This window comes from Arthrobacter sp. cf158, from assembly GCF_900106835.1.
Lineage (GTDB): Bacteria > Actinomycetota > Actinomycetes > Actinomycetales > Micrococcaceae > Arthrobacter.
Window position 1 is genome coordinate 314351 of record NZ_FNNR01000005.1, and the last position, 25741, is coordinate 340091.

Sequence of the window (25741 nt, forward strand, 5' to 3'; positions counted from 1 at the left end):
GCAGCAGCGAAGATGAAGACTTGAAAAAGGCGATGAAGCGCTTTGACGACTCGTGGAAGTACGCCAAGACCAACTTCCACGACAAGTGGGACCGAGACAACAAGCTTTACGACAACGAGCGCTACAAAAAGGCCTACAAGGGCACAACTGACACGTTCGTCCCAATGCCCTTCTCCATCGTTGAGACGCTGACAACAGCCGTGTTCAACGCAAACCTGCGCTTCCAGCTCAAGTCAGGCACGCCCATAGGGTTTGAGACCATCGAAACAGGCCTTCCAGCCGCCTAAAAACTATCAACCCCGAGGGCCAACGAAACCCGGGCAGTCCGTTCATCACCTCTGCCGCTCGACGAGCGACGGGTTGGAGTTAGGGCTTGAGCATGTCATGTCGTTGCCTGGGTTGAGCCGCCATGAACGTGTCGGAGGAGGAAATCGGATGAACAGGTCTTTGTCAGTGCTCGCAGGCACTTCGGACTACCGAGGATTGTCCGTCGTCTGCTGCGTTCTCCATTTCGTTTCCTCAGCCATGGACGGCGACCCGACGACCGCCGACAGGGGCAAAAAGGAGGTGTGGACAATGTCCACACCTCCGGCCTCGGACTGGCCCGTACAGCCGCCGGATTGCCCCGGATTCCGCATGTTTCCGCCACTTCCCAGCAATGACAAGGCCCGGAATCGCTTTCGAGTCCCACCTCGGGCACGGCAAACCCCCTCGTCAGAGGGGGTTTTTGCTTTAATGTGTGTACATTTCTTGACAAGTCCCTCTGATTGGGAGTCCCGGCTTTAGCCTGGCCACCGGGTGCGGCCTGTTCAGTTTGGGTGGGGAGCGGGATCAGTGCCCTGGCTGGTGAGCGCTCCGCTGGTTGGGTTGTGGGGTCATTCAGCCCTCCTTTCTGGGTGTTGTGGCGGTCCCTGTTTGGCCGTTCACTGCTTCATGGTCCTCGCATGTGCCGATGACATGACTTTCAGTAAAATTCTGAGAGGATTTTTCGAGATCCGGTTCACCGGCACTCGGCACGGACCGGCGTCTCGCCGTCTTTGTCCATCCAAAAGGGGTGTGGACAGTGTCCACACTTAAATCTCCTTTATCGAGACTGATCACAGCCATCGCGTTGTCCCTCCTTCGTCCTATATCTACTCATTGCATCTGCGTGGCCATAGCGACATGACGCCGGCTCGGAAGCGCACTGCACGTGCAGGGCCACTCCGCGTGGGAACTCGATCGCTAAGCCGACCGAGTGCTGTGGGGTCGGTTTCAGCCGCGTAGTCCACGCGGTACTCCAGCGGTACTACAAATGGAGGTTTGTTGGTTCAGCCGAGAGTCGGCCGGGCATATCGGAGCCGACCAGTTTGCCGGTGAGGGTCGCTATGTCGCCTTACCAGAAGGCGTATAGCAGGTGGTGTCTGCCGTCGGCGTTCTCGGGTGGTTGCTGTCTGTTGCTCTCTCACGGGGCTTCCTAGGATGGTGCTGTGGAAACTGATGAGCAGAACGGAGACTTCCAGCGGCTTCATCAACTGATCCCCGGCACGACCGATATCAAGGGTTTCGTGGACGGCGTGACCCGGTACGCGGCAACGACCCTGAGCCGTGCCACTCGAGCACGCGTTGAATGCGCCGTGACTTAATGGCGGCGCAAACGGGCCGTGACCATTGCCGGCAACAGCGACGAAGCGATCCTGCTCGACGGCGTGGAACAGGCACTCGGGTACGGGCCCTGCTTGGAATCCCTGGAGACGTTGCAACCGGTGCTGCTGGCGGACACCCACACGGACACTCGCTGGCCGGCGTATGCCGGGACCCTTGCTGCCGCCGGTGCCCGCAGCGTGCTCGGTCTTCCGCTGGACTTGGGCAAGGACGCCTCAGCAGCCCTGAAGTTCTTCGCCCCCGCGACAGGACTCTTCACCGAAGAGGCCATCGGCGAGGCCGTGGTCTTCGGCGACATGGCAGGCCAGGCTTTGCGGCTCGCCTGCGTGTCATTGCCGCCGACCTGCTCGCGCAAGACCTCAAGGCCGCGATGGAGCTCCGGACGCCGATCGATCTGGCATGCGGAATGATCATGGAGCAAAGCCACTGCACCCAGGAAGAGGCCTTCAAATTCCTCACGACGGCCTCCCGGCACCGCAACCAGAAGGTTCACGACGTCGCTGACGGCATCATTAAAGCCCGCACCGGTAGCAGCGGGCACATCACGGCCCACTTCCAGGACAGATCCTGCTTGGCCCAAAGGACACACGCAGCCTGGGCTATGCGACGTTCAGGTCCTCCAACGCCCAAGCGATGACGGTGTTGTCGAACGGGCACAGCTCGAAGGCGCCGTTAAGGAAAGCATCCGACTCGAATTCCATGGCACTGCCGCCGTTGGCCCATACTGCATCCATAGGTCGTCTAGGGTGACGACGTGCTGCTGAATCAGCTTAAGCGCTCTCACGCGAGGATTCTCCGCAGGGTTGCCCCTGACCAGCGGCCCAACACCGCTAGTAGTCGTCGTGCCCTTGCTTCTAAAAGACACCCTGATAATCCCAAATCGCACTCGTGAGGACCAGACCCGGCGAACCCGATGGGGGTCGGTAAGTGCAACCCTGAGCCCCCCTGTATTGGCACTTGTGGGTATCCAGGGTGGTCGCCGGAGTCTCTCCGCGTACTCAACGCGGCCCAGAGCAGTATGCGTCAGGCTCATATCTGAGGCTTCCGCAAAGGCGTGTTGTCAAATCGTTTTCCGAATTTTCACTTGACGCTTGCAGGTGCCCCCTCTGACGTCAGGTTGGAGGTGTATTTCATACTGTTGGCGCAGAGGTGTCTTGCTCGTGAGTTCGGTTTGCAAGACGTGATGACGGGGACTCCTGAGTCACGCCGCATGGCACGTCTTGATCGACGCGGACGACGTACTTTCCGTAATCGCGTTGTATGACGAGGATGCCCTGCTTGCGTTCCAAAGCGGCGGGCATGAGTGTGTCTACCGCATGGTTGAGCTTTTCGTCCCGGCTTCCGGGCTCCTCCACAGTGACTTCAAGGGAAGCTAGAGGCGAAATGTCGTTGTCCGTTATCGAGAAGACAGCGCTGGTTACCAAAGAAAGCGAATTGTGGGACACAAGTCCTCCTGATAGGGATCGATCGGGGTGTGCTTCAATTGCGCTGTCCGCGGTTCGGATATCCGCGCCGGTCAAGTCGCCGATAGCGGGAATCGCGATCATATGGATCGAGTGCGCGGGGTGCTTTCGTCGTAGGATGCTGACTGGTGTCAAGGGTCATACCTATAAGCGGCTAGCCTCCGGCGAATTCTGCCGAAGGTGTTGGCACGTGCTCTGCCCCAACGTGGAGTGACTGAAGGGCCGTAATCAACGTGGAGTCGAGCTGACGCGTTCGCACGGGGCCAATGTCTCATTCATCGGTCCAGTGCTGGGGCCAACGGATAAGGAATGCGATGTCTGGCCAACGTAGGTGTTTATCGGTGCTGCCTACCACTTTTACTTGACCGAGTTGCAAGTAGTTCCAGATCGCGGGATACGGCCGCCACAGCGGCTGCCCGTCGATGCAACTCACTCTTCTTTTGTCCTCGGTTCTTCCGTGCCCTCGTCGTGGCCGAATGCTTCGATCCGGCAAGGGGGTCGTAGAAAAGGGGCAGGGATTCTTGTGTTTCCTGAGTTCGGTCAAACATTCGACTCGTTCACCTGCAAATCCCTTTGATGTGGATACCAGGGCCTTCCGCGTTGCGAGGACGGAAGGCCCTGGTGGTCTGATTGCCGCCTAGTCGGCGTATGGGTCCGCGATACCTACGTACTGGGTGTAGAGGTACTCTTCGATGCCTTCGGAACCGCCTTCGCGGCCCAGGCCGGACTGCTTGACGCCACCGAACGGTGCGGCCGCGTTGGAGATCACACCGGCGTTCAGGCCCAGCATGCCGGTCTCAAGACGTTCGCTGATGCGCAGGCCACGGTTGAGGTCCTTGGTGAAGACGTAGGCAACCAGGCCGTACTCGGTGGTGTTGGCCAGGCGAACGGCCTCGTCTTCCGTGGAGAAGGTGATTATCGGCGCTACCGGTCCGAAGATTTCTTCCCGCAGAATGCGGGCGTCGGCGGCAACGTTCTTCAGCACGGTGGGCTGGTAGAAGTAGCCGGGGCCATCCACGTGCGCACCACCGGTAACGGCGGTCGCGCCACCCTCCACGGCTTCAGTGACCAAGGCGTGCACGCCATCGCGGGCCTTCCCGTCGATCAGCGGCCCAACCTTGGACTCCGGCTCCGTGCCACGGGCAGTGGTCAGTGCACCGATCTTGGCAGCGAACTTCTCCGCGAAGGAATCAGCGATGGACTCGTGCACAATGAAGCGGTTCGCAGCGGTGCAGGCCTCGCCCATGTTGCGCATCTTCGCCGCGATGGCGCCCTCAACAGCCTTGTCCAGGTCAGCGTCTTCGAAGACCACGAACGGGGCGTTACCACCGAGTTCCATGGAGGTGCGCAGGACCTTGCCCGCCGCTTCACGGATCAGAGCCTGGCCCACCGGGGTGGAACCGGTGAACGAGATCTTGCGGAGACGGTCATCCTTGATCAACGGCCCCGTCACGGCGCCCGCGGTGGAGGACTGGATGACGTTCAGTACACCGGCGGGCAGGCCGGCTTCCTGCATAACCTGGGCGAACAGCAGGCTGGTCAACGGGGTCAGCTTGGCGGGCTTGAGAACCATGGTGCAACCGGCGGCGACGGCGGGGGCTACCTTACGGGTGGCCATGGCCAGCGGGAAGTTCCACGGGGTGATCAGCAGGCAGGGACCCACCGGCTTCTTCTGCACCAGGAGGCGGTTCTTGCCATCCGGAGCTGCGGAGTAACGGCCCGAAACGCGGACGGCTTCCTCGGAGAACCAGCGCAGGAACTCGGCACCGTAGGTCACTTCGCCGCGGGCTTCGGCCAGGGGCTTACCCATTTCCAGGGTCATCAGCAGTGCGAAGTCTTCGGCGCGCTCGGTGACCAGCTCAAAGGCACGGCGCAGGATCTCGCCGCGTTCGCGCGGCGCGGTGCGGGCCCAATCAGCCTGGGCGGCAGCAGCGGCGTCGAGGGCGGCAGCGCCGTCTTCAGCACCGGCGTCGGAAATGCTGAGGAGGACTTTGCCCGTTGCCGGGTCCTCAACATCAAAGGTCTTTCCGGAACCGGCCGGGCGCCACTGACCGTTGATCAGCAGGCCGGTAGGGACGGAATCGAGTAGTTCAAGTTCAATCAAAGCGGAGATAGACATTTATTCTTCCATTCGTAGGCCATCATGCCGACGGCGGGAGCGCCGGGGGCGGAGAGTCAGTAGGCCTTGACCCGCTGTTCGACAATGATGTGGATCAGCGCGAAGACTTTGTCCTCATCGATGGCCTTCAGAGCGCTCTGAAGGGCTTGCGGCACATCCGCATCCTGTTCAACTCTTACTCCATACCCGCCGAATGCCTGGGCCATGAGTGCGAAGTCCGGGTTCTTGAGTTGGGTTCCCGAGACACGGTCAGGGTAGTGACGCTCCTGATGGGTGCGAATGGTGCCGTATTCCTGGTTATCCATGACGACCACTAAGGGCGTGGCGCCGTACTGCGCGGCGGTGGCGAGTTCTTGTCCGTTCATCAGGAACTCGCCGTCACCGGCAATCGTGACAACGCGACGCTCTGGATGAGCCAGTGAGGCCGCGATAGCTGACGGTATCGAGTAGCCCATGGAACCGTTGCGGGCACTGATCATGGAGGCGTAGCGGCGGGTGGGGAAGTAGCGGTGCGCCCAGTTGGTGTGTTCACCCGCGCCGAATGTCACCATGGCGTCATCAGCGAGAGCCGGAACGAGGTTGGCCATTAATGTGTCCATACTTGCCTTACCATCCGACGGCGTTGCGGGTGGCAGCGTTGCGAATTTTTCCTGCTCGCCCCGCATCCGGGCTGTCCAGAACTTCCATTCCTCTTTGACGGGAAGGTCAATCTTGGTCAGGTCGCGCACAAAGACATCTGGTTTTGCGACGATTTGGTAGGAGACCGGACCGGAGCGGCCACGTAGGGACGGGTCAATGGTGACGAGGAAGTTCTTCTTGGTCCAGTCCTGCCGGCAAACGAAGCCGTCGGTGATGACATCGCCAGGAACTGTCCCGACAAAGATCAACAGATCCGTTTCGTCCAGGAGATCGTACGTAGGTCGTGGACGGCCGTAGCCGATAGGTCCAACATAAGAGGGCGAGTCAAAAGGAACAGTGCCTTCTGTGCGCCATTCGGCGGCCGCGGGAATGTGGTGCTTTTCCAGCCATTGCGTCAGTTGATCGGCGCCATGCTGGGTCCAGTCGTTGCCACCGGTGACAAAAAGCGGTTTCGATGAGGCTGCCAGGGCTTCGGCGATGGCCGCAGAGTCGGCCACGGTCATTCCGCCGGTCGCAACAGGGATGGGTGGATGAATGGTGTTGGGGACGTGCTCTCGAATGATGTCTTCGGGCAGGCCCACGACCACTGGGCCTGGCCTGCCGTTCGTAGCGGCAAACATCGCTTCGGCTACGATTTCCGATGCTCTTTCAGGGTGGTCGAGGACCATGACCCGTTTAGCACCTGTATCAAACCAAGCCTTGATATCGAACTCTTGAAACGCTTCCCTATCCCTGTGGGTGAAGGGAATAAGACCCACGAAAAGGACCATCGGCGTCGAGTCCTGCCAAGCTGTATGCAGCCCTACGTGGGCATTTGCTGCACCTGGACCTCTGGTCACCATGGCGATGCCCGGAACCTGCGTCATCTTTCCATCGGCCTCTGCCATATAGGCTGCGCCGCCTTCATGGCGGCAGACGATCGTTTCGATGTCTGATTGGTGCAGCCCGTCGAGTACTTCCAGGAAGGATTCTCCAGGCACCACATAAGTGCGTTTAACTCCATGCGAAGCCAAGGACTGGACGATGACATGTCCCGCTGAGGCCGTTGCCGGACGTGGATCTGTTTCCGGAGCGAATGAACGGCGGAGGTCGGCCATAGGCGTCGTTGGTGTGCTGCCTCCGCTTTCCGATGTCCCAAGGTCTGTGACCTCGGCACTGGAAATGGAAGGTGTGGGGTGAGCAGACTTCGTTGTCATGGCCTCTGTGTCTTCGTGTCGTCTTGGGGCTGCTTGAATGTTCTGATTGGGTTTCGCGATGTTCTGAGTCATCGGGTAACTGCTATTGGGCGGACGTGGCGCTCAAATCGTTCTCGAGGCCTTCGCCGACTGATCCGCGGTGGCAGATCAACTGCATATAAACGTCGTTGGGGAGGGTTGCCGGCTCGACCCACGCTTCGTAGCCCTCGTCGGCCAAGTAAAGAGTCCGTCCATCGACTCCTTCGGCATGCAGCCAGAGTATGGAGGAATCTGTGGTCGCGTCAGTGGTCGCGGCTTCCACCAGTCCGTCCCGGACGGGGTTGCCGTGGTGCCGGATTTCTATTCTTAAGCCGATCAGGCTCGGCCAGTGGTCACATCTATGCATGGGCTTTCAGCTTGCTGGGAGGAGAATGGATGGTCCTGGAAGCGCGCGGCGTTGCTGCTAGTCTGTCTCGGGTCCTGCGCAGAAGAAGCAGCCGTCCTCGCAGGTGGAGCTTTCTCCGGACTCTTGCTGCGGCCTCGAACGGAATTGCCGCTGGGTGGAGCCGTTTGCATCAGAGCAAGTCAAGGTATGCCCCCGGAACGCAGAGTTCGTAACGCTGGCGATTGGCAACCTGGATCCGGTCCGTCTCCCATGAGACCCGAATACCGTCGTGGGTGGGCATAATGCTGCCTTCCGTCAGGAATTGTGGCTCTGCTCCCACCTGGCCGGACGGAACCCACCATCCGGTCTTGGGGCAGTGGCTACCAGTATTGCTCCTTGTCCAGTGCAGTCCCGCGGCCCTGGCGGGATTCCTCTTCTTCATGGTCTCTTCCTTGTTGTCAGTGGTGGTTCTGTTTAGTCGAATGGTGAGCCTGGGGCTCCGGACGCTGTCCAGAGCCCCAGATTCGCCTACAGGCAACCTTGTCTGAAGGCGGATGTTGCTAGCGGTTGAAACGGTCCAGACGCAGGGTGGCTGTGGCGCGGTGCGCTTCCATGCCTTCGAATGCGGAGATGGTGGCCACGTAGTTCGCCAGGCGGGGAGTTGCTTCCTTTTCGACGCGCTGGAAGGTCAGCGGCTTGAGGAACCGGGAGACGGAAAGTCCAGCAGAAGACTTGGCGCCGCGACCGGTCGGGAGGACGTGGTTGGTACCGGCAATACCCTTGTCGGAGTAGGCCACAGTCGACCAGGGGCCCAGGAAGATGGAGCCGTAGTTCTTCAGATTGTCGTGGTACCAAGCGTCATCGGAGGTCTGAATTTCCAAGTGCTCTGGTGCCAACATGTCCATGATTTCGGCAGCGGTCTCTCGGTCTTCCGCTACGTACACGGTGCCGTAATCACGCCAAGCCGGTCCGGCGATGTTCCGCGTGGCCAGGGTTTCGAGCTGCTTTTCGATGTGCCGGATAACTTCTTCGCCGAATGTGCGGTTGGTGGTGACGAGCGAAGCGGGCGAGAGGACACCATGCTCGGCTTGGCCCAAGAGGTCAGCTGCGACCAGTTCGGGATCTGCGGTCTCGTCGGCGATGACGGCCACTTCAGAAGGACCGGCAAGAAGGTCAATGCCGACGCGACCGAAGAGCTGCCTCTTGGCCTCGGTAACATACGCGTTGCCAGCGCCCACGAGGATGTCTGCGGGCTGCTCACCGAGAAGGCCGAAAGCCATTGCGGCCAACGCCTGGACACCGCCGACAGCGAAGGCGCGGTCTACACCGGAGAGGTATGCGGCGTGAAGGACGGCCGGGTGTCCACCTGTGGGGCTCGTTGGGGGCGTGCAGGCGATCACGGTCGGTACACCCGCGGCCTTGGCCACGCCGACCGTCATGAAGGCGCTGGCGAGGATGGGGAACTGGCCCGCGGGCAAGTAGGCGCCTACCCGGGGGACGGGGGTGTAGCGCTGGCCCGCAAAGACGCCGGGAAGAATCTCCGTTTCGAAGTCTGTCAGGTGTTCGCGCTGTTCGACCGCGAAGAGACGGGTCCTCTCAGCGCCTGCGGCAAGAGCTTCGCGCAGTTCGGGGGTGAGTTCATCGCCGGTCTTGGCGAGCTGGGCTTGGCTGATTTCGATGTCGTTCCCAGCCCAGCCATCGAGTTTCTGTGAGTACTTTATGACGGCGTCGATGCCGTTCTTTTCGATGTCAGTCAACATCGTGGAGACTGTTTCGATCACAGCCGGAAGCCGCTGTGCCGGCACGCCTCCGACCTCGGGTGCCTTGATGACTTCGAAGTGTCCGTTGATGAATGCCTTGTCGGCTTCGTTGATTTGCATACCAATAACGCTAGAGATGGGCCAGGCATCGCACAACCCGATAAGATGCTATAGAAATCATCGGATCATCCGATGATCGGCCGGGTTGTGATGCTGTAGCGATGGCGAAAAACCCTGAAAATTCGGGCTCAACGACGGCGGACCCAGGTCCTCGACGCGCACGTGTTCGGCAGGGCAAAGTTCGGCGTCCGCAGAAAAAAACCCTCGGATCCAACCCGAATATTTATCTGGAGCCATAGGATATTCCTGTGACTCTTACCCAGCTCAAAGCCTTTTTAGCCGCCTACGACCTCGGATCATTCACGGCCGCGGCAAACCTTCTCGATACCAGCCAGGCGTCCGTTTCCGAACTCATCGCCCGGTTGGAACAGGAAGTAGGACTTAGCCTATTCACGCGTGGAGGCAGGCGCCTGCAACCCACCAACGCAGCGGTCGAATTACGCGAGCACGCGCAGCAAGCTGTGACATCCTTCGATAACGGAATTCAGGCACTTCGTTCCATCTCCTCCCTGGACGGCGGGGTTTGTACCTTCGGGGTGCTGCGCAACGCCGGATATTATGACCTTTCGGATCTGGTTCAGCGGTTCCACAAGCGCTACCCTGCGGTAAAGGTCCGCTTGGTTGGTTTGAATTCCGCCCTCGTTGCAGAGTCCGTGCTGAACGGGGAAATCGAGGCCGGCCTGGTCGTTCTACCCGTCCCGGACCGCGGCCTGGTGGTCAAGCCGCTGTTCCGGGATGAGGTGGTTTATGCATCAACGACGCGCAGTCCGCGTCTGGGACCGATGACGATCGAGGAATTCGCCGAGTCCAAGGTCGTTCTCTATGACGCATACGCGGGCTGGAGCGACCCTACGCGGAAGCAGATTCAGGAGCGGGCGCAGTTGCGGGGGCTGAAGATTGTGCCTGATATCGAAGTCGAGCACGTTGAGACGGCGCTCAGCCTCGTCTCCACAGGAGCTGCGGGGACGATAGTTTGCAGAACCATAGCTGAGGGCCCTGGCTTTCCGAAGAACATCAAAACGGTTCCTTTTGCCGAGCCCCTCTACGACACGCTTGCTCTTGTGCAACGCGAATCGTCGTATCTTTCTCCGGCTACTCGGAAAATCGCACAACTGGCGGAAGGCACTCTCATGGCGAAAGTCCGCCCGGAACAGAGGATCCCGACCGCGCACTAAGTACTGAACGGCTGCTGGAGCCGCGATGCAGTGCCAGTCGCAAAAGTACTTGACGGAACTGCCCGCGAAGTCGTCAGCGCGACATTCTGTTTGCAGTAAGCCATAGGAAAGACCTGTAGCTTCTATCGTATCCACTGGGCTTGTGGGGGGTGATTCGTCGCTCTACGCTGAATGACATGCAATATTCGCCAACGGTCGCTGTAGCCCCCAAGCTGGACTGCTACCGACGTTGGCGCTCAGCGCCCGGAATTCCTCACAGCCTGACTGTGCTTAGGTCATGTGCGCCGAACAACCACAGCGGCTCTCGAACCAGACTCCGGCCCGACCGGCACCCAGATAGCCCACGCATTGCTGGCCTGGAGCCAGCGGCCGCGTGGTTGTTGAATCGCCTCGCGACTCCACACCCACTGGGTTCCGCTAGCGGCGGATCATCCTCATAAGCATTAGGCAACTCAACGTGAAGGCAAAGGAGCCGATCATGCCCGCAAATACGACCGAAGGACCGGAATGATGCGCCTTCAACCACGGAAGAGGGCCAGCCGGAAGTACTCGCAGTCTCCCGTGAAGGTGGCCGCGGCGCTCGTGGCATTCAGCGGCATGCTGGCGGTCACTGGATGCAGCGGCCCAACGAACGCTGCATCCAGCAACGGCGACGACGACACCATCCGGATCGGTGTATCAGCGGTCCTGACCACCCTTGACCCAGGTCAAAACTTTTCCATTGGCCAGGTGGCCATTACGAACCTCTTCGGAGGGACTTTGACCAACCTGAACTCTGACGGCAAAGCAGTCAGCATGGGGTTGGCCGAAAGTGTGACTCCCGGCGATGAGCAGTATGTGGTCAAGCTCCGGGCCGGCCTGAAGTTCTCCGACGGAAGCCCGCTAACTGCGGCTGACGTTGCGGCGTCATTCGGACACTATTTGGCGGACAAGACCAACGGCTACGACTACACGTATGCCCCGATTGAGAAAGTGACGGCGATTGATGACTTGACGGTCGCTTTCGACCTCAATTATCCGTATCCTGCGCTGGAGTACGCCCTCTCACTTCCCGGGTCGATCATTGTTCCGGCTAAAGACATAGAGGAGCGGGGAGCTGACCTCTACAGGGGGGAACCGCTGCCGAGCTCAGGACGATACAAGATCCAGACGTCCAACCAGGACGAGATCATCCTTGAGGCCAATCCAAATTATCCCGCGCAGCAACCAGAGACGAAGACTTTGATATTCCAGAAGGTAGCCGACCCAGTGTCGCGGCTTGCCCAGGTTCAAAGCGGTCAGCTCGATTACGCCGAAGAAATCGCTCCCAAACAGCTTGCCCAGTTATCCGGGCCGGTTGAAGCCCGCACTGCCTTCGCTGCAAATGGGCAGACGTTTCTGGCAATGAACAACAGGGACAACAGTATTCTCAGCGACCCGCGCATCAGGAAGGCGGTCTCGACGGCGATCGACCGTGAGCAGATCAACCAAATTGTCTTTGCCGACCGAAATCGGCTCGGACTGGGTCTGTTTGCGAGCTCTTCGCCGCACAACCGCCCCTTCCTTCAAGAGAAAGCGAACGTCGCAGCCGCAAAGTTGCTCCTAGCAGGGACCAAATGCGAGAACAGTTGTTCATTGCGATTTACGAACGCTGGCGATGCTGACATTGCCGTGGTGGTTCAACAAAACCTGAAGGCCGTCGGTATCGAAGTAAGCATAGAGAACGTCGAGCCGGCCGTCTTGTCCAAAAATGCAGACGAGGGAAATTACGATCTGCTCGCGACGGGGAACTTCGAACAGGGAGATTATCCAGCTATCTCTCTTCAGTTCACGCTCGGGCCGACTATCCAAGCACTGCGCACGGGTTACAACAACCCGGAGATGACTCAGCTTCTCGAAAAACTCAAAACCGCTAGTGGGTCCGAGGCGGACTCAACGCTCGATCAGGTCAATACCTTGTTTGAGGAGGATTTGCCACTGGCCCCGATTGCCGACTACATGGTCAACTCCGCCAGCAGGATACCTTCGGAGCGCTTCGGCCTCGACTCGACCCTCTTTTACCATGTTCGATAGCCGACCCGAACCCGTTCGTCGATTCAACACTGAGATCTCGCACGGGGTGGAGATAAGAAAATGATTGCCGTATTACGTATCCTGTTGGGGAGAGTCCTTCAGATTGTCCTGGTCGCGTTATTCGTAACGGTCGGCACCGGCGCGCTGGTGAGGCTCATTCCTGGCGACCCAGCAAGGGCCATTCTTGGCTCCCGGGCATCGCCGGAGGCGGTCAGTGCCCTGCGCGGTGAACTTGGCCTCGACCTGCCGATGATTCAACAGCTTGGCGAGTCAGTGGCCAAATTATTCCAAGGGGACTTGGGCACCTCTTTCGCCGTCCGCGGCCAGGATGTCCTCTCACTCATCCTTCCTGCCTTAGCGGTCACGGCCAGTCTTGCGGCCGTAGCCCTCGTCTTCTCAATCGTTAGCGGCGTGGGCGTAGGGCTATGGCTTGCGTTGGTCCGCCGCCCCGAAGCGGATCTCGCCGGCCGGTTGGTAATGACTGTCCTGCTGGCACTGCCAGGTTTCATGGCAGGCTTGATTCTGCTCTACGTCGTCTCCGTTCAGCTCAAACTCGCCCCCGCTGGCGGGTGGGCAGGCTCTTGGCCGGGAAATGCTCGATACATTTGGCTTCCGGCACTGGCACTTACCATCTACCTCGGTTCCCTGATTGCTCGGGCAGTGCGGCAGGCCGCGCTGGACACAATCGGTGAACCATTTGTGCAGGCAGCGCGCACGAGGGGCGTCCCACGCTCCCGTATCGTTCTGCGTCACATCCTTCCAAACGCGATTCTCCCCGTCATCCCGCTGGTCGGTCTCAACGCTGGATTTCTTGTCAGCGGCGCCGTGATCGTAGAGTCCGTCTTCGCACTGCCTGGCCTTGGAGCGAAACTGCTCGAGGCGATGGGCTCCAGAGACCTTCCCGTCGTGCAGGGAATCGCGCTCATCACAGCGCTATCCATCGTCGTGTTCAACCTGCTCGCAGACCTCGCCAACATCGCTGCCGATCCCCGCCTTAGAAGGAGCCACTAATGGCCGTAGTAGCAGCCGAGGCCCCCGGCCTCGTCCCTGCCCGCCGCCGCCGCCCACGACGACTCGAGTTGCGGGTCGGCATCGGACTGATCGCCGCTGTGATTCTCGCGTGCGTGGTGATACCGATCGTGAACACTACGGACCCGAACGCGCTTGTCGCCGCTCCGCTCCAGCCTCCGTCCGCCCAACATCCCTTCGGCACGGATACGGTAGGGCGCGATGTCTTTATCCGGGTGTTTACCGCTGGCCGACTCGACCTGGCCTTGGCGGCGTTGGGAGTGATAGTGCCCCTCGTCACGGGAACTGTGATTGGCACGGTTATCGGGGCGAGTCGCAGCCGGACACTTGACGTTGTTGCAATGCGGTTCACGGACGGCCTGATCGCTTTCCCCTTCATGATCGTGGTCCTCTTGATCGTGCTCATCTTGGGGCCTGAAGCCCAGATTCCACCGTTACCGCCAGGTGCAGCGTCGGTGCTGGCTGCCACCTGGCTCGTAAATTGGACCACCTATGCGCGCCTTGCACGAGCTCGTACGCACGTCTTGCGGCAGGAGGACTTTATCGCGGCCACGGGTCTGCTCGGCTACTCACGTCCACGCATTGTGGTACGGCACCTTCTGCCATCGGTCTCGCCTACAACGGCCACATTCGCTGTCGCCGACACACTCGGCATCGTGGCACTCATCGCTGCCCTGCCCTTCCTAGGCGCCGGCATCCAACCCCCAACCCCGGAGTGGGGCAGCATCATGTACGAAGGCCGGGGCGTTCTATCTCAAGCTTGGTGGATCTCTTTGTCAACCGTCGGCGTGGTGCTGGTTCTTGGTACCGGGGTAATGATGGTTGTTGATTCGCTCATTTCAAATACGCGAAGGGCACGTTTGACATGACCCAAACACTTCTTCTACAAGCCTCGAATGTCGCCATAGAGATCGATGGCCGCCAACTCGTTTCGAGCGTCGATTTAGCCGTTAACAAAGGCAGCGCCGTCGGAATCGTGGGTGAGACGGGTTCGGGAAAAAGCCTGACCTGTCGGGCCATCGCTGGATCCCTGCCAGCGATCGGTGGAAGCATCACACATGGCACTCTGACGCTCGATGGGCGCGACCTAACGAAGCCAAAGGCCTACGCGGACCTGTACGGGCGAACGGTATCGCTCGTACCGCAGAACTCGCTTTCAGCTCTTAACCCTCTAATGCGCATCGGCGCCCATCTCATCGAGACCATCAAAGCGCTCGACGCCGACGACGGACTTGGGCCCAAAAACCGGGCAGCGCAACTGCTCGAGCGGGTCGGACTCCGCGACCCCGAGCGCATCTTGCGGCAGTATCCTCATCAACTCTCAGGAGGAATGCGGCAACGGGTCATGATCGCTCTGGCTATCGCAGGTCGGCCGAAATTGCTCATCGCAGACGAACCGACAACGGCTCTGGATGTTTCCGTCCAGAAGGAGATCGTGGAGCTTCTCGGACAACTGACCCGCGAGGAGGACATGGCAATGATCTTGGTCAGCCATGACCTCGGTGTCGTCTCAGCCGCCACGGAGACCGTTGCTGTGATGTACTCAGGCATGGTCGTCGAGCACGGACCCACTGAGACGATCCTGCAGCACCCCCGGCATCCCTACACGAAAGCATTGCTGGAAGCCCGCCCGACTATCGGACGCACCGGTCGGCTGGTCGGCATACCAGGAGCGCCGGCCAGCCCGGATGCCTGGCCGAGCGGATGCCGTTTCGCGCCGCGGTGCAAATATGCACAACCCGCATGCAACGAAGCAGTCCCGACACTGGAAGCAACTGACTCCGGACAGTTTGTCGCTTGCCGCCGCGTCCACGAAATCGGAGCACTTGAGAGTGCTGGAGCAGCATGAAACATATAATCAGTGACCAAGACCTGGTGGAAGTGAATCCGATGGAGCCTGAAGGCAGCATCAATCGCACGGTACCTGCAGCGGGAGGGGTTCTTGTCGCATCCGACGTCACCTTCGCCTACGGATCCGGTCCGGCTGTCGTCAAAAACGTTAGCTTGGCAGTCCCGGAAGGCGCTGCGATCGGAATCGTCGGCGAAAGCGGATCAGGTAAAAGCACCCTGGCCAGCCTTCTCGTTGGCATGTTGACACCCACCACCGGCACCATCACGGTGGGCGGACGGCCGTGGAGTTCGGTCCGCCGACGCGACCCGCTCCGCCTCGCGGTGCAGATGGTGTTCCAGAATCCCTACACCGCTCTTAATCCCCGGATGACGGCTTTGAGGACAGTCTCCGAGGTCTACGAGGCCTGCAGCGGAGCGGCAAAGGCTGAAGCATCTGAACACGCGCGCGAGATGCTTCAGCGGGTGGGACTGACCGGTCTGGCCATTGACAAACGCCCTGGGGAAATGAGCGGTGGCCAATGCCAGCGAGTGGGGATCGCCCGGGCGCTGGCGGCCAATCCGTCGGTCATCGTCGCTGACGAGCCAACCTCTGCCCTTGACGTCTCAGTTCAAGCCCAGATTCTCAACCTGTTGAGTGACCTGCGGCAAGAACAAGGCATCGGCCTGGTCCTGATCTCCCACGACCTCAATGTCGTCAGCTACCTCACCGACTCCGCGATTGTCATGCGACACGGCGAAGTCGTTGAACAAGGGGCAACCGATGGCCTGCTCAATTCCCCGGCCCACCCATATACACGGAGCCTGATCGACTCGGTCCTCTAGGGGGCAGCACGGCAACGTATTCAAGCAATGGCTGACAGTAGAAACCGCCGATGCGCGGGCATGCTCTCACGCGATAAAACAATGAAAGGCCTGTCTTTATGACACTCGACTCTATTCCCAACCCGGATCTCGCCATCACCTACGATGACAAGCCGCGATGGGAGGTTTCCGACCATCGTCGACAGGGTTGGCATAACCTGCACACCACAACTCGCTACGGAATGACCTTGCGCGCTCCCGGGTTCCTGCCTCTGAGAAAAGAAACAGACTGGACCATCGGCGAGCAGTCCGGAGTTGCACGGTTTCTGGCCGTCCCACACTTCTCTGCTTTCGCTGTAGTGCGCGGCGATCGGGTCCTCTACGAGGCCTACGCTCCGGATTTCGGCCCGGAAAAACCCCACTCCATCCAGTCAATCACCAAGACAACGCTCAACCTGATGCTGGGCCGCGTGGTCGCAGAGGGACTCGTCGACCTCAATGAGACGGTAGGGACTTATCTACCAGAGATCGGCTCCGGTTACGCTACGGCGACAGTGAAAGATGTCGCCAATATGAATGTCGTCAACGACTACACCGAGGACTGGAGCGATCCCAACGCCTCGGTCTTCGACCTCGACGCCGCCATCGGCTGGCGCCCTCCGCGCGAAGGCCAGGAAGAAAACACGATCCGCTCCTTCCTCTGCGGTGTCACGGGAAATGACCTGACGAATCACGCAGGCGACCTGGACTATAAATCGGCCAACACCGAGGTCCTGGCCTGGATTGTAGAACGGGTCAGTGGCCGGCCCCTGAGGGACTGGCTCATCGAGATCGTGGAAGCCGCAGGTCTTGAAGGATGCCTGCACATCAGCTGCGACCGGGCAGGTGTACCAGTGCTCGCGGGCGGGGCCTCGCTCACCGCCCGCGATCTCGCCCGATATGGGCTGCTGTTCGCCCGCGGCGGCGAAGGAGTCGATGGCCGCCGGGTGGGTGATGCCACATTCATGGCAGAGACGCGCAGCGACACGAGCGGGCCCTCATGGCCGACAGCCAGCGGATACATTCGCTACAACCGCCAAATGAGCACGAACGGTACATTCGTTGGCCACGGCGGTTGGGGAGGACAGTACCTGCTCGTGAATCACGAAACAGATACCGCCGTCGTGTATTTCAGCGTGCTGGAAGACAGAACGGCCGAGGACCTCGAGTTCTTTGCTCCCCTCGTCGAGATGATGGCCGCGGTCGCTGCAAAGTAGAGGACTCGGATGTGAAGGCGCTGTCGGGAGTAATTTGCCTGAACAGCGCTTTCGCATTTCCGCACCCATACTGCTTCCGCCCCGCTAACTTCACGCACTAGAACGGACAGGACCATCAACGTCAACACCCCACCCAGCCTGCAAGCATTCACCAACGACAGGCTCACCCTGCGCTTCCTGACCTCACCCCAGGACATGGACCACACGGGAAAACACGTCCAAGCCGGAAGAGTCCTCGAATGGATCGACCGTGCAGGCTACGCCTGCGCCGCCGCGTGGAGCACCAGTTATTGCGTCACTGCATACGTCGGCAACGTCCACTATGACGGAACCATCGGCCCTGGCGCCGTCGTGGAAGTCGGCGCCAAAGTGATCCACACCGGAACCTCCAGCGTCCACGTCCTTGTCTCCGTGCACGCCAGAGGCCTGCATGACACTGAATTCAACCGTGCCATGCACTGCATCCTGGTGCTTGTGGCCGTCGACGAACACGGCAAACCGCACCCCGTCAGGGCCTGGGAGCCCCGCAGCATCGACGATGCCGCGCGCCAAAAACTGGCTCTGGAACGTATCCCCGTGCGCACACGCATCAAAGACGCCATGTTGGCCGAACGCTACTCCGGCCAAGGAACTGCTCCACGCAGCACGCTCCGCTTCGTGGCCGGAGACAACACCGCCAACTGGGCAGGCAACGCTCACGGCGGCACCGTTATGCGTTGGATCCACGAAGCGGCCGCTACCTGCGCCGTCCTCCTGGGCGCTGAACACGTCAGGGCCAGGTACTCGGGCGGCATCCACTTCCACCGCCCGATACGAATTGGCGACATCGTGGAAGTCGATGCAAGAGCAATTCTCGTCTCCGGAACGGACATCCACATCAGCATCCTTGTCCGGTCAGCGCCGCCCAGAACGCCTGACAAGGCGTCGCTCACCACCCGATGCATGATGATCTTCTCAGCTCCAAATGACCAACCTCGCCCAGCATCGATCGAGGAACGCACGTCCGAAGACCGCCGCCTCGCAGCGCACGCCCGCGAAATTATCAGCCACCGCAGTGAGCTCACCAAGATTGGCGATGAACTTCTTCGGGCCTCAGGGAGCACACACTAAAGGCGCATTCACGACTGCAAGCAGCGCGTGATCCGCAGGGACCAGGATTCGATCGGACCTGGTCCCTGCGGCCAATCGGCAACTGCCACCCACCTGTTGAGCAGGCCGTTGTCGATGAGATGGGGTCGACTACGAACGGTTTGCGAGAAACCGCCGTAGGACATTTTCGGTCATCCGTGAGACACCGTTGTCTCCTCCGTTGTGGTTGAGGGCACCGGACCAGGCCATTGACCCCGCAGAAAACACCTCGCCTCCGCCCGGCGTGCGGAAGTAGATGATGTCTGAGTGCACTTCAGGATCGTCCTCGCCACCCGGCGAGTTGGGGCTGGGCTGTGTAGCGCCGGTTTCTTCCGGAACGCGTTGATAGTAGTTGTCGTGGCCGCGGGAACTGGCGACGAGGGTGGCGTGATACGGAGTTCCCAGGAACAAGTCGGCGCGATCGATCTCGTCACCGGCCGCGCCGCCCATCAAGGCGCCGTAGTCGCCGATGGGGTCTTCCTCTACACCTTCCAGGATCCAGGCGGCCGAGGGGTCGGACGCTGCTGCCGTGCTGCGGTAGTAAGGGTAAGACTTGCTCCATCCCTGCGCAGCCATACCGACTCCGAAGATCTTTTGCGGGGCCCTGCCCCGGTGCCTCCAAAGGCCACCAGGCTGTTTACCGGACATGAGAGTGACTTCGCCGGGGTACGATGCCATCCAGACGAGCGGTCCCGCGTGCCCGCGTCGGATCTCGACTGTAAGGCCGGCAGAAGAGTAGACACCTGTTACCCAGTACCAGCCGTTACCGCCGAGATACATCAATCCACCGCCGGAATCCCGGTAGGTCTGGAAGGCATCCAGTTGCTCGGCTGTGGTGTATTCGGGGTGCATGCCGGAGATCACCGCGGAGTACGGCTTAAGCGCACTGGCTCCTCCGGCGTGTACCTCATAGTCGGTGAGGATGTCGTATTCGATCCCGCGGCTCTCGAGCCACTCCACGAGGTACATGTCGGCAGAGAAGCCGCGCCCAGCCTCGAACAGCCACATCTTGTAGCCGCGGCGCATGTTCACGATCGGGCGCCGGGTGGAGGAGTAGGCTACGGCGCTTCCGTCCGGGTGAAAGTCGTACAGAGACAGGCCGTAGGTGGAGTCGCCCACGCGTGCGGCATCCTCCGCCGATACCTTAACCAGCCCGGAGTTTGTCCACGTGGACGGGTCACCCGAGGCGTACATGCCTTCGTTACCGTAGGCGAGGTAGCAGAACGTCGGTAACACCACGGCCACTTTGCGGCCGGTGATGTCCCCGACCGCCGGGGTCACGAAGAGCGGCATCAGGTCGGTGGACGTCGGCCCGGCAATCTCTATTGCGTAGACACCGCTGGGGAGGTCGGAAGGGAGCTTCGCGGTCAGCAGGGGATCCCAGCCGGCATCCGACATGTCGGAGGAATGGAAGTGCACTGCCGCATAGTGCGATGGATTGTGTCGGTAGTCAGTTTCGCTTCCATCAAAGAAGCGCCCGGTAACGCCTTGCGTGGGCAAGTTTACGAGGGGGACCAATGATCCGCTCGCGCGGTCGATGATGACGTTGGGATCGTCGCCAGCACTGAACGGGGAGAAGTCCCAACGCGCTATCACATCGGGGCCACCAGCATCCGACGCTCCGATAGCTCCAGATGCGATGTCCTGTAATGTACTGGAGTCAAGCGCTGCGCTTGAGACGAAGAACCCCCCAATCTTGCCGGTAAAGAGGTCCACGGCGTGGCCCCGTACCAGGCCCGAATCCATTGCAATGCCTTGCGGGTTTCTCCCCGCAAGAGTTGCGGTCAGCGCGGCGCTGGAATGGAACGGCGCTCCCGACGCAAAGGTGGATGAGGCTGAGTCGCCACGCAACAGGTCGGTCGAGATGAGCTCAATTGATGCCACGCCGTCCTCCACCACCACGCCAAGGAAATACCAGACATAGGGGCGCACAGTCACGTCCAGGTCTGTTGTTTTCTCACCCACGGTGACCGACAACATCTGGCCGTTGAGTTGCGCGGATGCCGTCCCGCCCTCCGGCGATGTGATGCTCCATAGCGTGCGCGTGCCCTCCAACCGGCCGGAGGCCAACCAGAAGAACAGGCCCACCGTGAGCTCAGCTCCAGTGAGCGTCCCAATAGGCGCAGTCGCGAATGAGCCGAGGCAAGTCCTTTGCTTGCGAACTTGATACGTTCCTTCCGCATCCCACGCGACTGCCAAGTCCGTCGTGGCATCGCTCGAATGCACAAGTCGTTTAAGTGATACCCGCACGTCCTGCGCTTCGCCGTCACAGTATAAGGAGACGGCATCGCCGGCACGGTAGCTGAGGGTGTTCGTATAGCTGCGGAGAGCGTGTGACACAGTGTTCCTTGCTTTGGACTTGTTGTTCCGGATAATGATGGGCCAGGCAGGACCCGCCTGGGTCTGCCCACGGAGGATGAATCGACTTTATGCAAGCTCAATTCGGTCCACAAGCCCCTATGATCACCGCAGGAGGCATAGGGCAACCCTTTGGCTAAGCCTTAAAGGATAAGTTATCAACGACTCCGGGCGGGCGCTGACGAGCCGCCGGAAGACGCCAAGAACCGATACACAAATCCACAGGATAATCCTGTGAGAAGTAACGTGCGGTACAGGGTTGTGCACGTACTAAAGCCGGACGTATGCTGCTCGAAACACCAATCATCGACACACCTGAACTGGCGGGGGCATGGGGGCAGTGCAGATCTGTCGACTGCTGGATACTTGAGCGCTCACCCACCAGCGCATCATGCGTAAGACACCACCGCACCAGCCAACGCAGTGCAGGTGGCGTCGGATTTGAAGGGTATGGCTGCCAGCAGCGCTACAGCAACTGCGGGGTACGCCGGGGACCTTCGACACATCACCTAGAGCGGCGAGTGCGCCAGCAATCATCAAAGAAGACGAAGGACATACCTTGAATACGAAGCGGACAATAGCAAGTTGGATCGCGGTGGCCGGAATGGCGAGTTTACTCGTGGGCTGTAGTGGCAGTGAGCCGTCGGCAAATTTCGACTCCCTCACAGTCGGAGTGGCCTCGGTTCCTCAGGTCTTGGACCCAGGACAGGCGTACTCTCGACAAGACATATCGATCATGGGTCTCGCGTCGGGCACGCTGACTACTCTCAACGACGACGGTAAGGGCACATCCAACGGCCTTGCAGATGCGATCAAAGAGACGGAGACGGACTTCACCATTACCCTGCGTCCCGGCCTGAAGTTCTCCGACGGGACCGACCTAACGTCTGCGGACATCGTCGCGTCGTTCGAACACCATCTCGCGGACGCCACCAACGCCTTTGCCTACAAGTTTGCGCCCATCAAGTCGGTGACTGCCAAGGATGACCTCACCGTCATGTTCAACCTCAAGAGGGCCTATCCCTCTCTTCCGTGGATTCTCGCTACTCCGCAGGCCGCGATCATCCCCTCCGAGGTGATCGAGGCCAGGGGGGAGAAGCTCTACGAAACACCCGTGCCAACAGCCGGGAAGTTTGGCATCGAGACCGTAAACCCAAGTGAAATCAAACTCACGGCGAATCCCAATTACGCCGGCACGAAGCCCACAGCGAAGAGTATAACGTTCAAGAAAATCGCCGACTCTGCTGCACGCCTCGCCCAAGTTCAGGGAGGCGAGATCGACTTCGCAGATGGCGTCTCTCCCAAGGTGCTTAGTCAGCTCTCTGCGCCTTTGGAAGCGCGCACTACCGTGGGCGTGAACGGGATTCAGACACTGTCACTGAACGAGCTGGGCGTGCTCGGCGATGTCAACATCCGCCAAGCCATTGCCCGCGCGATTAACCGCGAGCAGATCAACAAGGTTGCATGGGCCGGGATGAACGTACCCGCGTTGGGCCTGTTTGCCCCGTCCTCCCAATACAGCCGCCCGTTCCTCCCAGCGACACCCGAATTGGACAGTGCCAAGCGCTACCTAGCGGGCACGAAGTGCGAGACGGGCTGCACACTGCAGCTCATCGTCGACTCCACCGACGAACCATCGAACGACATTGCAGTGGTTCTCCAGCAGAACCTCAAGGAAATTGGCATAACCATGAACATCAACAAGATGGAAACGGCCGCCATGGTTCAGCGATCGAATGATGCGGATTTCGACATTCTCGTGGCCTTCACGTATGAAAACGGCGACTTCCCTGACGCACTTCTTCCCTTCCAGCTCGGCCCGGCCCTCCAGGGCTTCTACACCGGCTACTCGTCACCAAAGATGAATGAACTGCTCGATCAACTTGGCACCACTCGTGACGAGGCCCGCGCCGAGGTGGTCGACCAGATCAACACGTTGTTCGAGCAAGACCTTTCGCTTGTGCCGATTGCAGCCAACCTGTCCTCGTCTGCGAGCCGTGTTCCTTCGAACATCTTCGACATCAGCCCTTCATTCGCCTACATCGTAGGGTAACGGTGCTGGCATAGACGGTCTCCACTTCTAACCATGGCCCCGAGAACCCGGTCTTCATTGCGAGACAGATCGACATGTTCAGTGGCGACAAGGGTCCAAGCTGACCGGATTCGAAGGTCGCAGTCCGGACTTCACTCGAGGCTCATGGCATAGGAGGCTAGGCTACAACGGTGTGAAATGGCGCGGTCGGCTTGCTGACCGCGCCATTTGCGCACGAACTTGCCCGTAACGCGCAGAAACACTACCAAAGGCACCAGGACGTGCCCTTTCTATGATCAACAGCGGTTCAGAATGGCGAGTCCGGACGTGTCACCCTCCGTGTCCTTCATGGAAGGGTCGGGTTCCGCCGTGAAATGTTGAGCCTTCAGGGCAGAAGAAGTATGGTCTCTGCTGGTTCCAGCGACTCAACGGTACCGTGTGCGGTGACATCTTCGAGGGTTCGAGGTGCCTGTGCAACCCAACCGCCCGGAAGGGTAGGCGCTTCCGTCGAGCTGCCAAAGCGCGCTCTCTGGTCGGTACTTGTGCATGGCGGAATCAACAGGCGCATACGTTCTTCAGCACGGACACCTGCACGTCCCCATATAGGCAGGGCACGTCTTGGCGCGCTAGGTATCTGGTTTGCCTGCTTCCAACGCTTCTCGGGAAGATGGCTCGGAACCACCCGCTGCAGCTTTAATCTAATGTTCTCGCCCGAGAAGCGGCGGGAGGGCCAAAAGACTATGCCCGCTGGTTCCGCGTGCTCGTCCGCTTCCTAACCTGGAGCGGGCTGCATGCTTCTGCAAGCTGTGGCATCCCAAAGGATTATTCGGTCCGGGAGCGGCGGAGATCAGCCTTACCTCGGGGTCGTGTTGCAACACGAGCTGGATTTGCATGGACAGTCCTGCGGGGGTAGAGCCATGGGGGAGTGCGACCGGTGGACGTTCACTGAGGTTGAGGGCATTAGTGAACCAAGCCCCGTCCAGATAGTTGGCCGTAACTCCGTTCACGTTTTCGGGGTTGTCGTGCCGGTCGTGAAGGAAGGGCTGGAAGTAGTTGGAGTCAGTAGTAAGACATTGCCATTGAAGAACCCGGCTATTTCGGCTTTGTACATCAGGAGTTGAAGATGCGCTCGGGTCAGATCAGCGCAACTAAACCCCGACGTCTGATTCACAACCCTGGCAAGGCCTTCATCCACGCCGTATTGGACTGACTGGGCACTGGCGGCGAACCCGCTCGTCCAGATGATGTGTAACAAGTCGAAGCGATACTCGTGGCTGATCTCGAAAGATCGACAGTATGTCCCACCACCGGAAGTTTAGTCACGGCATCAGAGTGACGCCCTCCAAGCTCTTTAGGGGCGAGCCATGGGGTGACGCGGGTACCGCATCAGCAGAGGGGAACGTTTACGGCCAATCCGCCCATTGCGGTTTCCTTATACTTGTCGCTCATATCCATGCCTGTTTGTCGCATGGTTTCGATGACTTGATCGAGAGTGACGTGATGCTGCCCGTCACCGCGGAGTGCCATGCGGGCTGCGTTGATCGCTTTGTTTGCGGCTATGGCGTTGAGTTCAATGCAGGGGACTTGTACCAGGCCGCCGATGGGGTCGCAGGTCAGGCCAAGGTTGCGTTCCATGGCAATTTCTGCAGCATTTTCGACTTGTTGGGGGGGTACCTCCGAGTAATTCAGCGAGGCCTGCGGCGGCGAGCCGTAAATGCAGCATGGTTCCGTGGGGCAGAAACTCAGCTAGAGGCCCTCTGAATAAGCGTGGGCTCAAAGACGATATGCCTTGTTTCTGGTGCTGGCAGTTCTCCGAGTTCGGAGAGCAGTAGTTCGACAATGGCTCGTCCGTAGTCGAAAGGTGGGGTGTGCATTGTTGTGAGCGGAACCGCTCCAGAGGCGGCCACATCCAGGTCGTCAAAGCCGATTACAGCGATGTCGTTGGGGACACGCAGCCTAGTTGACTTGTGGATTCCATCAATAAGGCCAATGCCGAGAAAATCGTTGGCTGCGAAAATACCGTCGGGAATCTTCGCAGCGGGTCGGTTTACTAGTTGGGCAGCAGCTGTCCTTCCCGCTGCCACGGTCCTCTCCTCGACTGTGTGAATTTCAAGTACAACGTCCTCAGCTTCCCCAACGGCCTTGGCGGCGCCCTGTAGGCGCTCGTGGATCTGCTGAAGGTCAAGAGGTCCACCAACGAACGCCAGCGATTTGCATCCTCTGCCAATGAGGTGCTTAGCGGCGAGATACCCGCCTAAGGCATCGTCGACAGAGACTGATGGCTGGGATGATGTTTCAGCTTTTCGACCTGTCATTACGGATGGAATCCCCCTTTTCCGTAAGGTCTCGAGCTGGGGTTCGATGTTGTCCAGCGGGGCAACTATGACACCGCGCACCTGTTGGGCGGCGAATAGGTCGAGATAGGCGCGTTCGCGTTTCCGGTCAGCCGCGTTGTTGGCGATGAGGACGTGAAGACCGGCCTCGGCCGCACGTTGTTCTACTGCTTGGGCGATGTCTGAGAAGTACGTATTGCCAACTTCAAAAACAACGTAGCCGATCACCGTACTTCGTCCTGCCCGGAGTTGACGTGCAGCGTCGCTTCTCACGTAGCCCAAAGTTTCTATAGCAACACCGATTCGCGCACGAACTGCCGGCGATATCTTCTCTGGCGCATTGAAATAATTGGAAATTGTGGTTTTGGACACACCGGCGGCCTCTGCCACGTGCCCTATGGCGACCTTACCCATGTTCTCC

The 25741-nt window shown here is 59.7% G+C and carries 22 protein-coding genes and 1 pseudogene; 13 read left to right on the top strand and 10 right to left on the bottom strand.

Features of this window, described 5'->3' with window-relative positions; all coding sequences use genetic code 11:
* The first annotated feature begins 32 nt into the window (after positions 1 to 32).
* The 4 genes from BLW08_RS12480 (at position 33) to BLW08_RS24370 (ending at position 2281) form a co-directional block, all read left to right on the top strand.
* Positions 33 to 287 (top strand): hypothetical protein, encoded by a 255-nt coding sequence (locus tag BLW08_RS12480; RefSeq protein WP_091325405.1) that lies wholly within the window; start codon positions 33 to 35, stop codon positions 285 to 287.
* A 1182-nt stretch (positions 288 to 1469) separates the two neighbouring features.
* Complete coding sequence (locus BLW08_RS24360; RefSeq protein ID WP_368086878.1) at positions 1470 to 1625, top strand: hypothetical protein; 156 nt, start codon at positions 1470 to 1472, stop codon at positions 1623 to 1625.
* Between the two features lie 18 nt (positions 1626 to 1643).
* Positions 1644 to 2054: a GAF domain-containing protein gene (locus BLW08_RS24365; RefSeq protein WP_368086879.1), complete on the top strand. Its 411-nt coding sequence runs from the start codon at positions 1644 to 1646 to the stop codon at positions 2052 to 2054.
* A 2-nt stretch (positions 2055 to 2056) separates the two neighbouring features.
* Complete coding sequence (locus tag BLW08_RS24370; protein WP_368086880.1) at positions 2057 to 2281, top strand: ANTAR domain-containing protein; 225 nt, start codon at positions 2057 to 2059, stop codon at positions 2279 to 2281.
* Here the strand turns inward: BLW08_RS24370 and BLW08_RS24275 are convergent.
* The 7 genes from BLW08_RS24275 to hisD form a co-directional block, all read right to left on the bottom strand.
* Positions 2244 to 2378: a hypothetical protein gene (locus BLW08_RS24275; RefSeq protein WP_302846904.1), complete on the bottom strand. Its 135-nt coding sequence runs from the start codon at positions 2376 to 2378 to the stop codon at positions 2244 to 2246. The two genes, BLW08_RS24370 and BLW08_RS24275, sit on opposite strands and share 38 nt — an antisense overlap.
* Before the next feature lie 396 nt (positions 2379 to 2774).
* A complete protein-coding gene (locus BLW08_RS23675; RefSeq protein WP_139244892.1) occupies positions 2775 to 3089 on the bottom strand; it encodes a hypothetical protein in 315 nt (104 codons plus the stop codon).
* 655 nt (positions 3090 to 3744) lie between these two features.
* The gene (locus BLW08_RS12490) at positions 3745 to 5226 is read right to left on the bottom strand and encodes an NAD-dependent succinate-semialdehyde dehydrogenase (RefSeq protein ID WP_091325406.1); all 1482 of its coding nucleotides are present in this window, start codon (positions 5224 to 5226) and stop codon (positions 3745 to 3747) included.
* Between the two features lie 56 nt (positions 5227 to 5282).
* Positions 5283 to 6962 (bottom strand): thiamine pyrophosphate-dependent enzyme, encoded by a 1680-nt coding sequence (locus BLW08_RS12495; RefSeq protein WP_091325408.1) that lies wholly within the window; start codon positions 6960 to 6962, stop codon positions 5283 to 5285.
* A 181-nt stretch (positions 6963 to 7143) separates the two neighbouring features.
* Positions 7144 to 7446, bottom strand: coding sequence for a hypothetical protein (locus tag BLW08_RS12500; protein WP_175538683.1), 303 nt, complete (start codon positions 7444 to 7446; stop codon positions 7144 to 7146).
* 169 nt (positions 7447 to 7615) lie between these two features.
* On the bottom strand, positions 7616 to 7867 hold the full coding sequence (locus BLW08_RS12505) for a hypothetical protein (protein ID WP_091325409.1): 252 nt from the start codon (positions 7865 to 7867) through the stop codon (positions 7616 to 7618).
* A 118-nt stretch (positions 7868 to 7985) separates the two neighbouring features.
* Positions 7986 to 9305, bottom strand: a complete 1320-nt coding sequence (gene hisD / locus BLW08_RS12510) for a histidinol dehydrogenase (RefSeq protein ID WP_091325411.1) — start codon at positions 9303 to 9305, stop codon at positions 7986 to 7988.
* A gap of 248 nt (positions 9306 to 9553) precedes the next feature.
* Between hisD and BLW08_RS12515 the strand changes: the two genes are divergently transcribed.
* From BLW08_RS12515 to BLW08_RS12550, 8 genes are all read left to right on the top strand, one after another.
* A complete protein-coding gene (locus BLW08_RS12515; RefSeq protein ID WP_217639235.1) occupies positions 9554 to 10480 on the top strand; it encodes a LysR family transcriptional regulator in 927 nt (308 codons plus the stop codon).
* A 561-nt stretch (positions 10481 to 11041) separates the two neighbouring features.
* Positions 11042 to 12532 (top strand): ABC transporter substrate-binding protein, encoded by a 1491-nt coding sequence (locus tag BLW08_RS12520; protein WP_175538684.1) that lies wholly within the window; start codon positions 11042 to 11044, stop codon positions 12530 to 12532.
* A 60-nt stretch (positions 12533 to 12592) separates the two neighbouring features.
* On the top strand, positions 12593 to 13543 hold the full coding sequence (locus BLW08_RS12525; protein ID WP_091325417.1) for an ABC transporter permease: 951 nt from the start codon (positions 12593 to 12595) through the stop codon (positions 13541 to 13543).
* Positions 13543 to 14430: an ABC transporter permease gene (locus BLW08_RS12530; protein ID WP_091325418.1), complete on the top strand. Its 888-nt coding sequence runs from the start codon at positions 13543 to 13545 to the stop codon at positions 14428 to 14430. Before BLW08_RS12525 ends, BLW08_RS12530 begins: the two co-directional genes overlap by 1 nt.
* The gene (locus BLW08_RS12535; protein WP_091325420.1) at positions 14427 to 15410 is read left to right on the top strand and encodes an ABC transporter ATP-binding protein; all 984 of its coding nucleotides are present in this window, start codon (positions 14427 to 14429) and stop codon (positions 15408 to 15410) included. The genes BLW08_RS12530 and BLW08_RS12535 overlap by 4 nt, the downstream gene beginning before the upstream one ends.
* Entirely contained in the window at positions 15407 to 16234 is an 828-nt protein-coding gene (locus BLW08_RS12540; protein ID WP_217639236.1) for an ABC transporter ATP-binding protein, read from the top strand. Before BLW08_RS12535 ends, BLW08_RS12540 begins: the two co-directional genes overlap by 4 nt.
* Before the next feature lie 98 nt (positions 16235 to 16332).
* A complete protein-coding gene (locus tag BLW08_RS12545) occupies positions 16333 to 17469 on the top strand; it encodes a serine hydrolase domain-containing protein (protein ID WP_091325422.1) in 1137 nt (378 codons plus the stop codon).
* A gap of 195 nt (positions 17470 to 17664) precedes the next feature.
* Complete coding sequence (locus BLW08_RS12550) at positions 17665 to 18579, top strand: acyl-CoA thioesterase (protein WP_091325424.1); 915 nt, start codon at positions 17665 to 17667, stop codon at positions 18577 to 18579.
* A gap of 129 nt (positions 18580 to 18708) precedes the next feature.
* On the opposite strand, the gene BLW08_RS12555 is transcribed toward BLW08_RS12550, so the two are convergent.
* Positions 18709 to 20937, bottom strand: a complete 2229-nt coding sequence (locus BLW08_RS12555; protein ID WP_139244893.1) for a N,N-dimethylformamidase beta subunit family domain-containing protein — start codon at positions 20935 to 20937, stop codon at positions 18709 to 18711.
* Between the two features lie 577 nt (positions 20938 to 21514).
* Between BLW08_RS12555 and BLW08_RS12560 the strand changes: the two genes are divergently transcribed.
* Positions 21515 to 23008, top strand: a complete 1494-nt coding sequence (locus BLW08_RS12560; RefSeq protein ID WP_139244894.1) for an ABC transporter substrate-binding protein — start codon at positions 21515 to 21517, stop codon at positions 23006 to 23008.
* Positions 23009 to 24373: 1365 nt separating this feature from the next.
* Here BLW08_RS12560 and BLW08_RS12570 read toward each other — a convergent pair.
* Both BLW08_RS12570 and BLW08_RS12575 read right to left on the bottom strand, forming a co-directional pair.
* Positions 24374 to 24695, bottom strand: a pseudogene (locus BLW08_RS12570) (L-serine ammonia-lyase, iron-sulfur-dependent, subunit alpha); the annotation flags it as partial.
* A gap of 34 nt (positions 24696 to 24729) precedes the next feature.
* Entirely contained in the window at positions 24730 to 25734 is a 1005-nt protein-coding gene (locus BLW08_RS12575) for a LacI family DNA-binding transcriptional regulator (protein WP_175538685.1), read from the bottom strand.
* Positions 25735 to 25741: the final 7 nt, after the last annotated feature.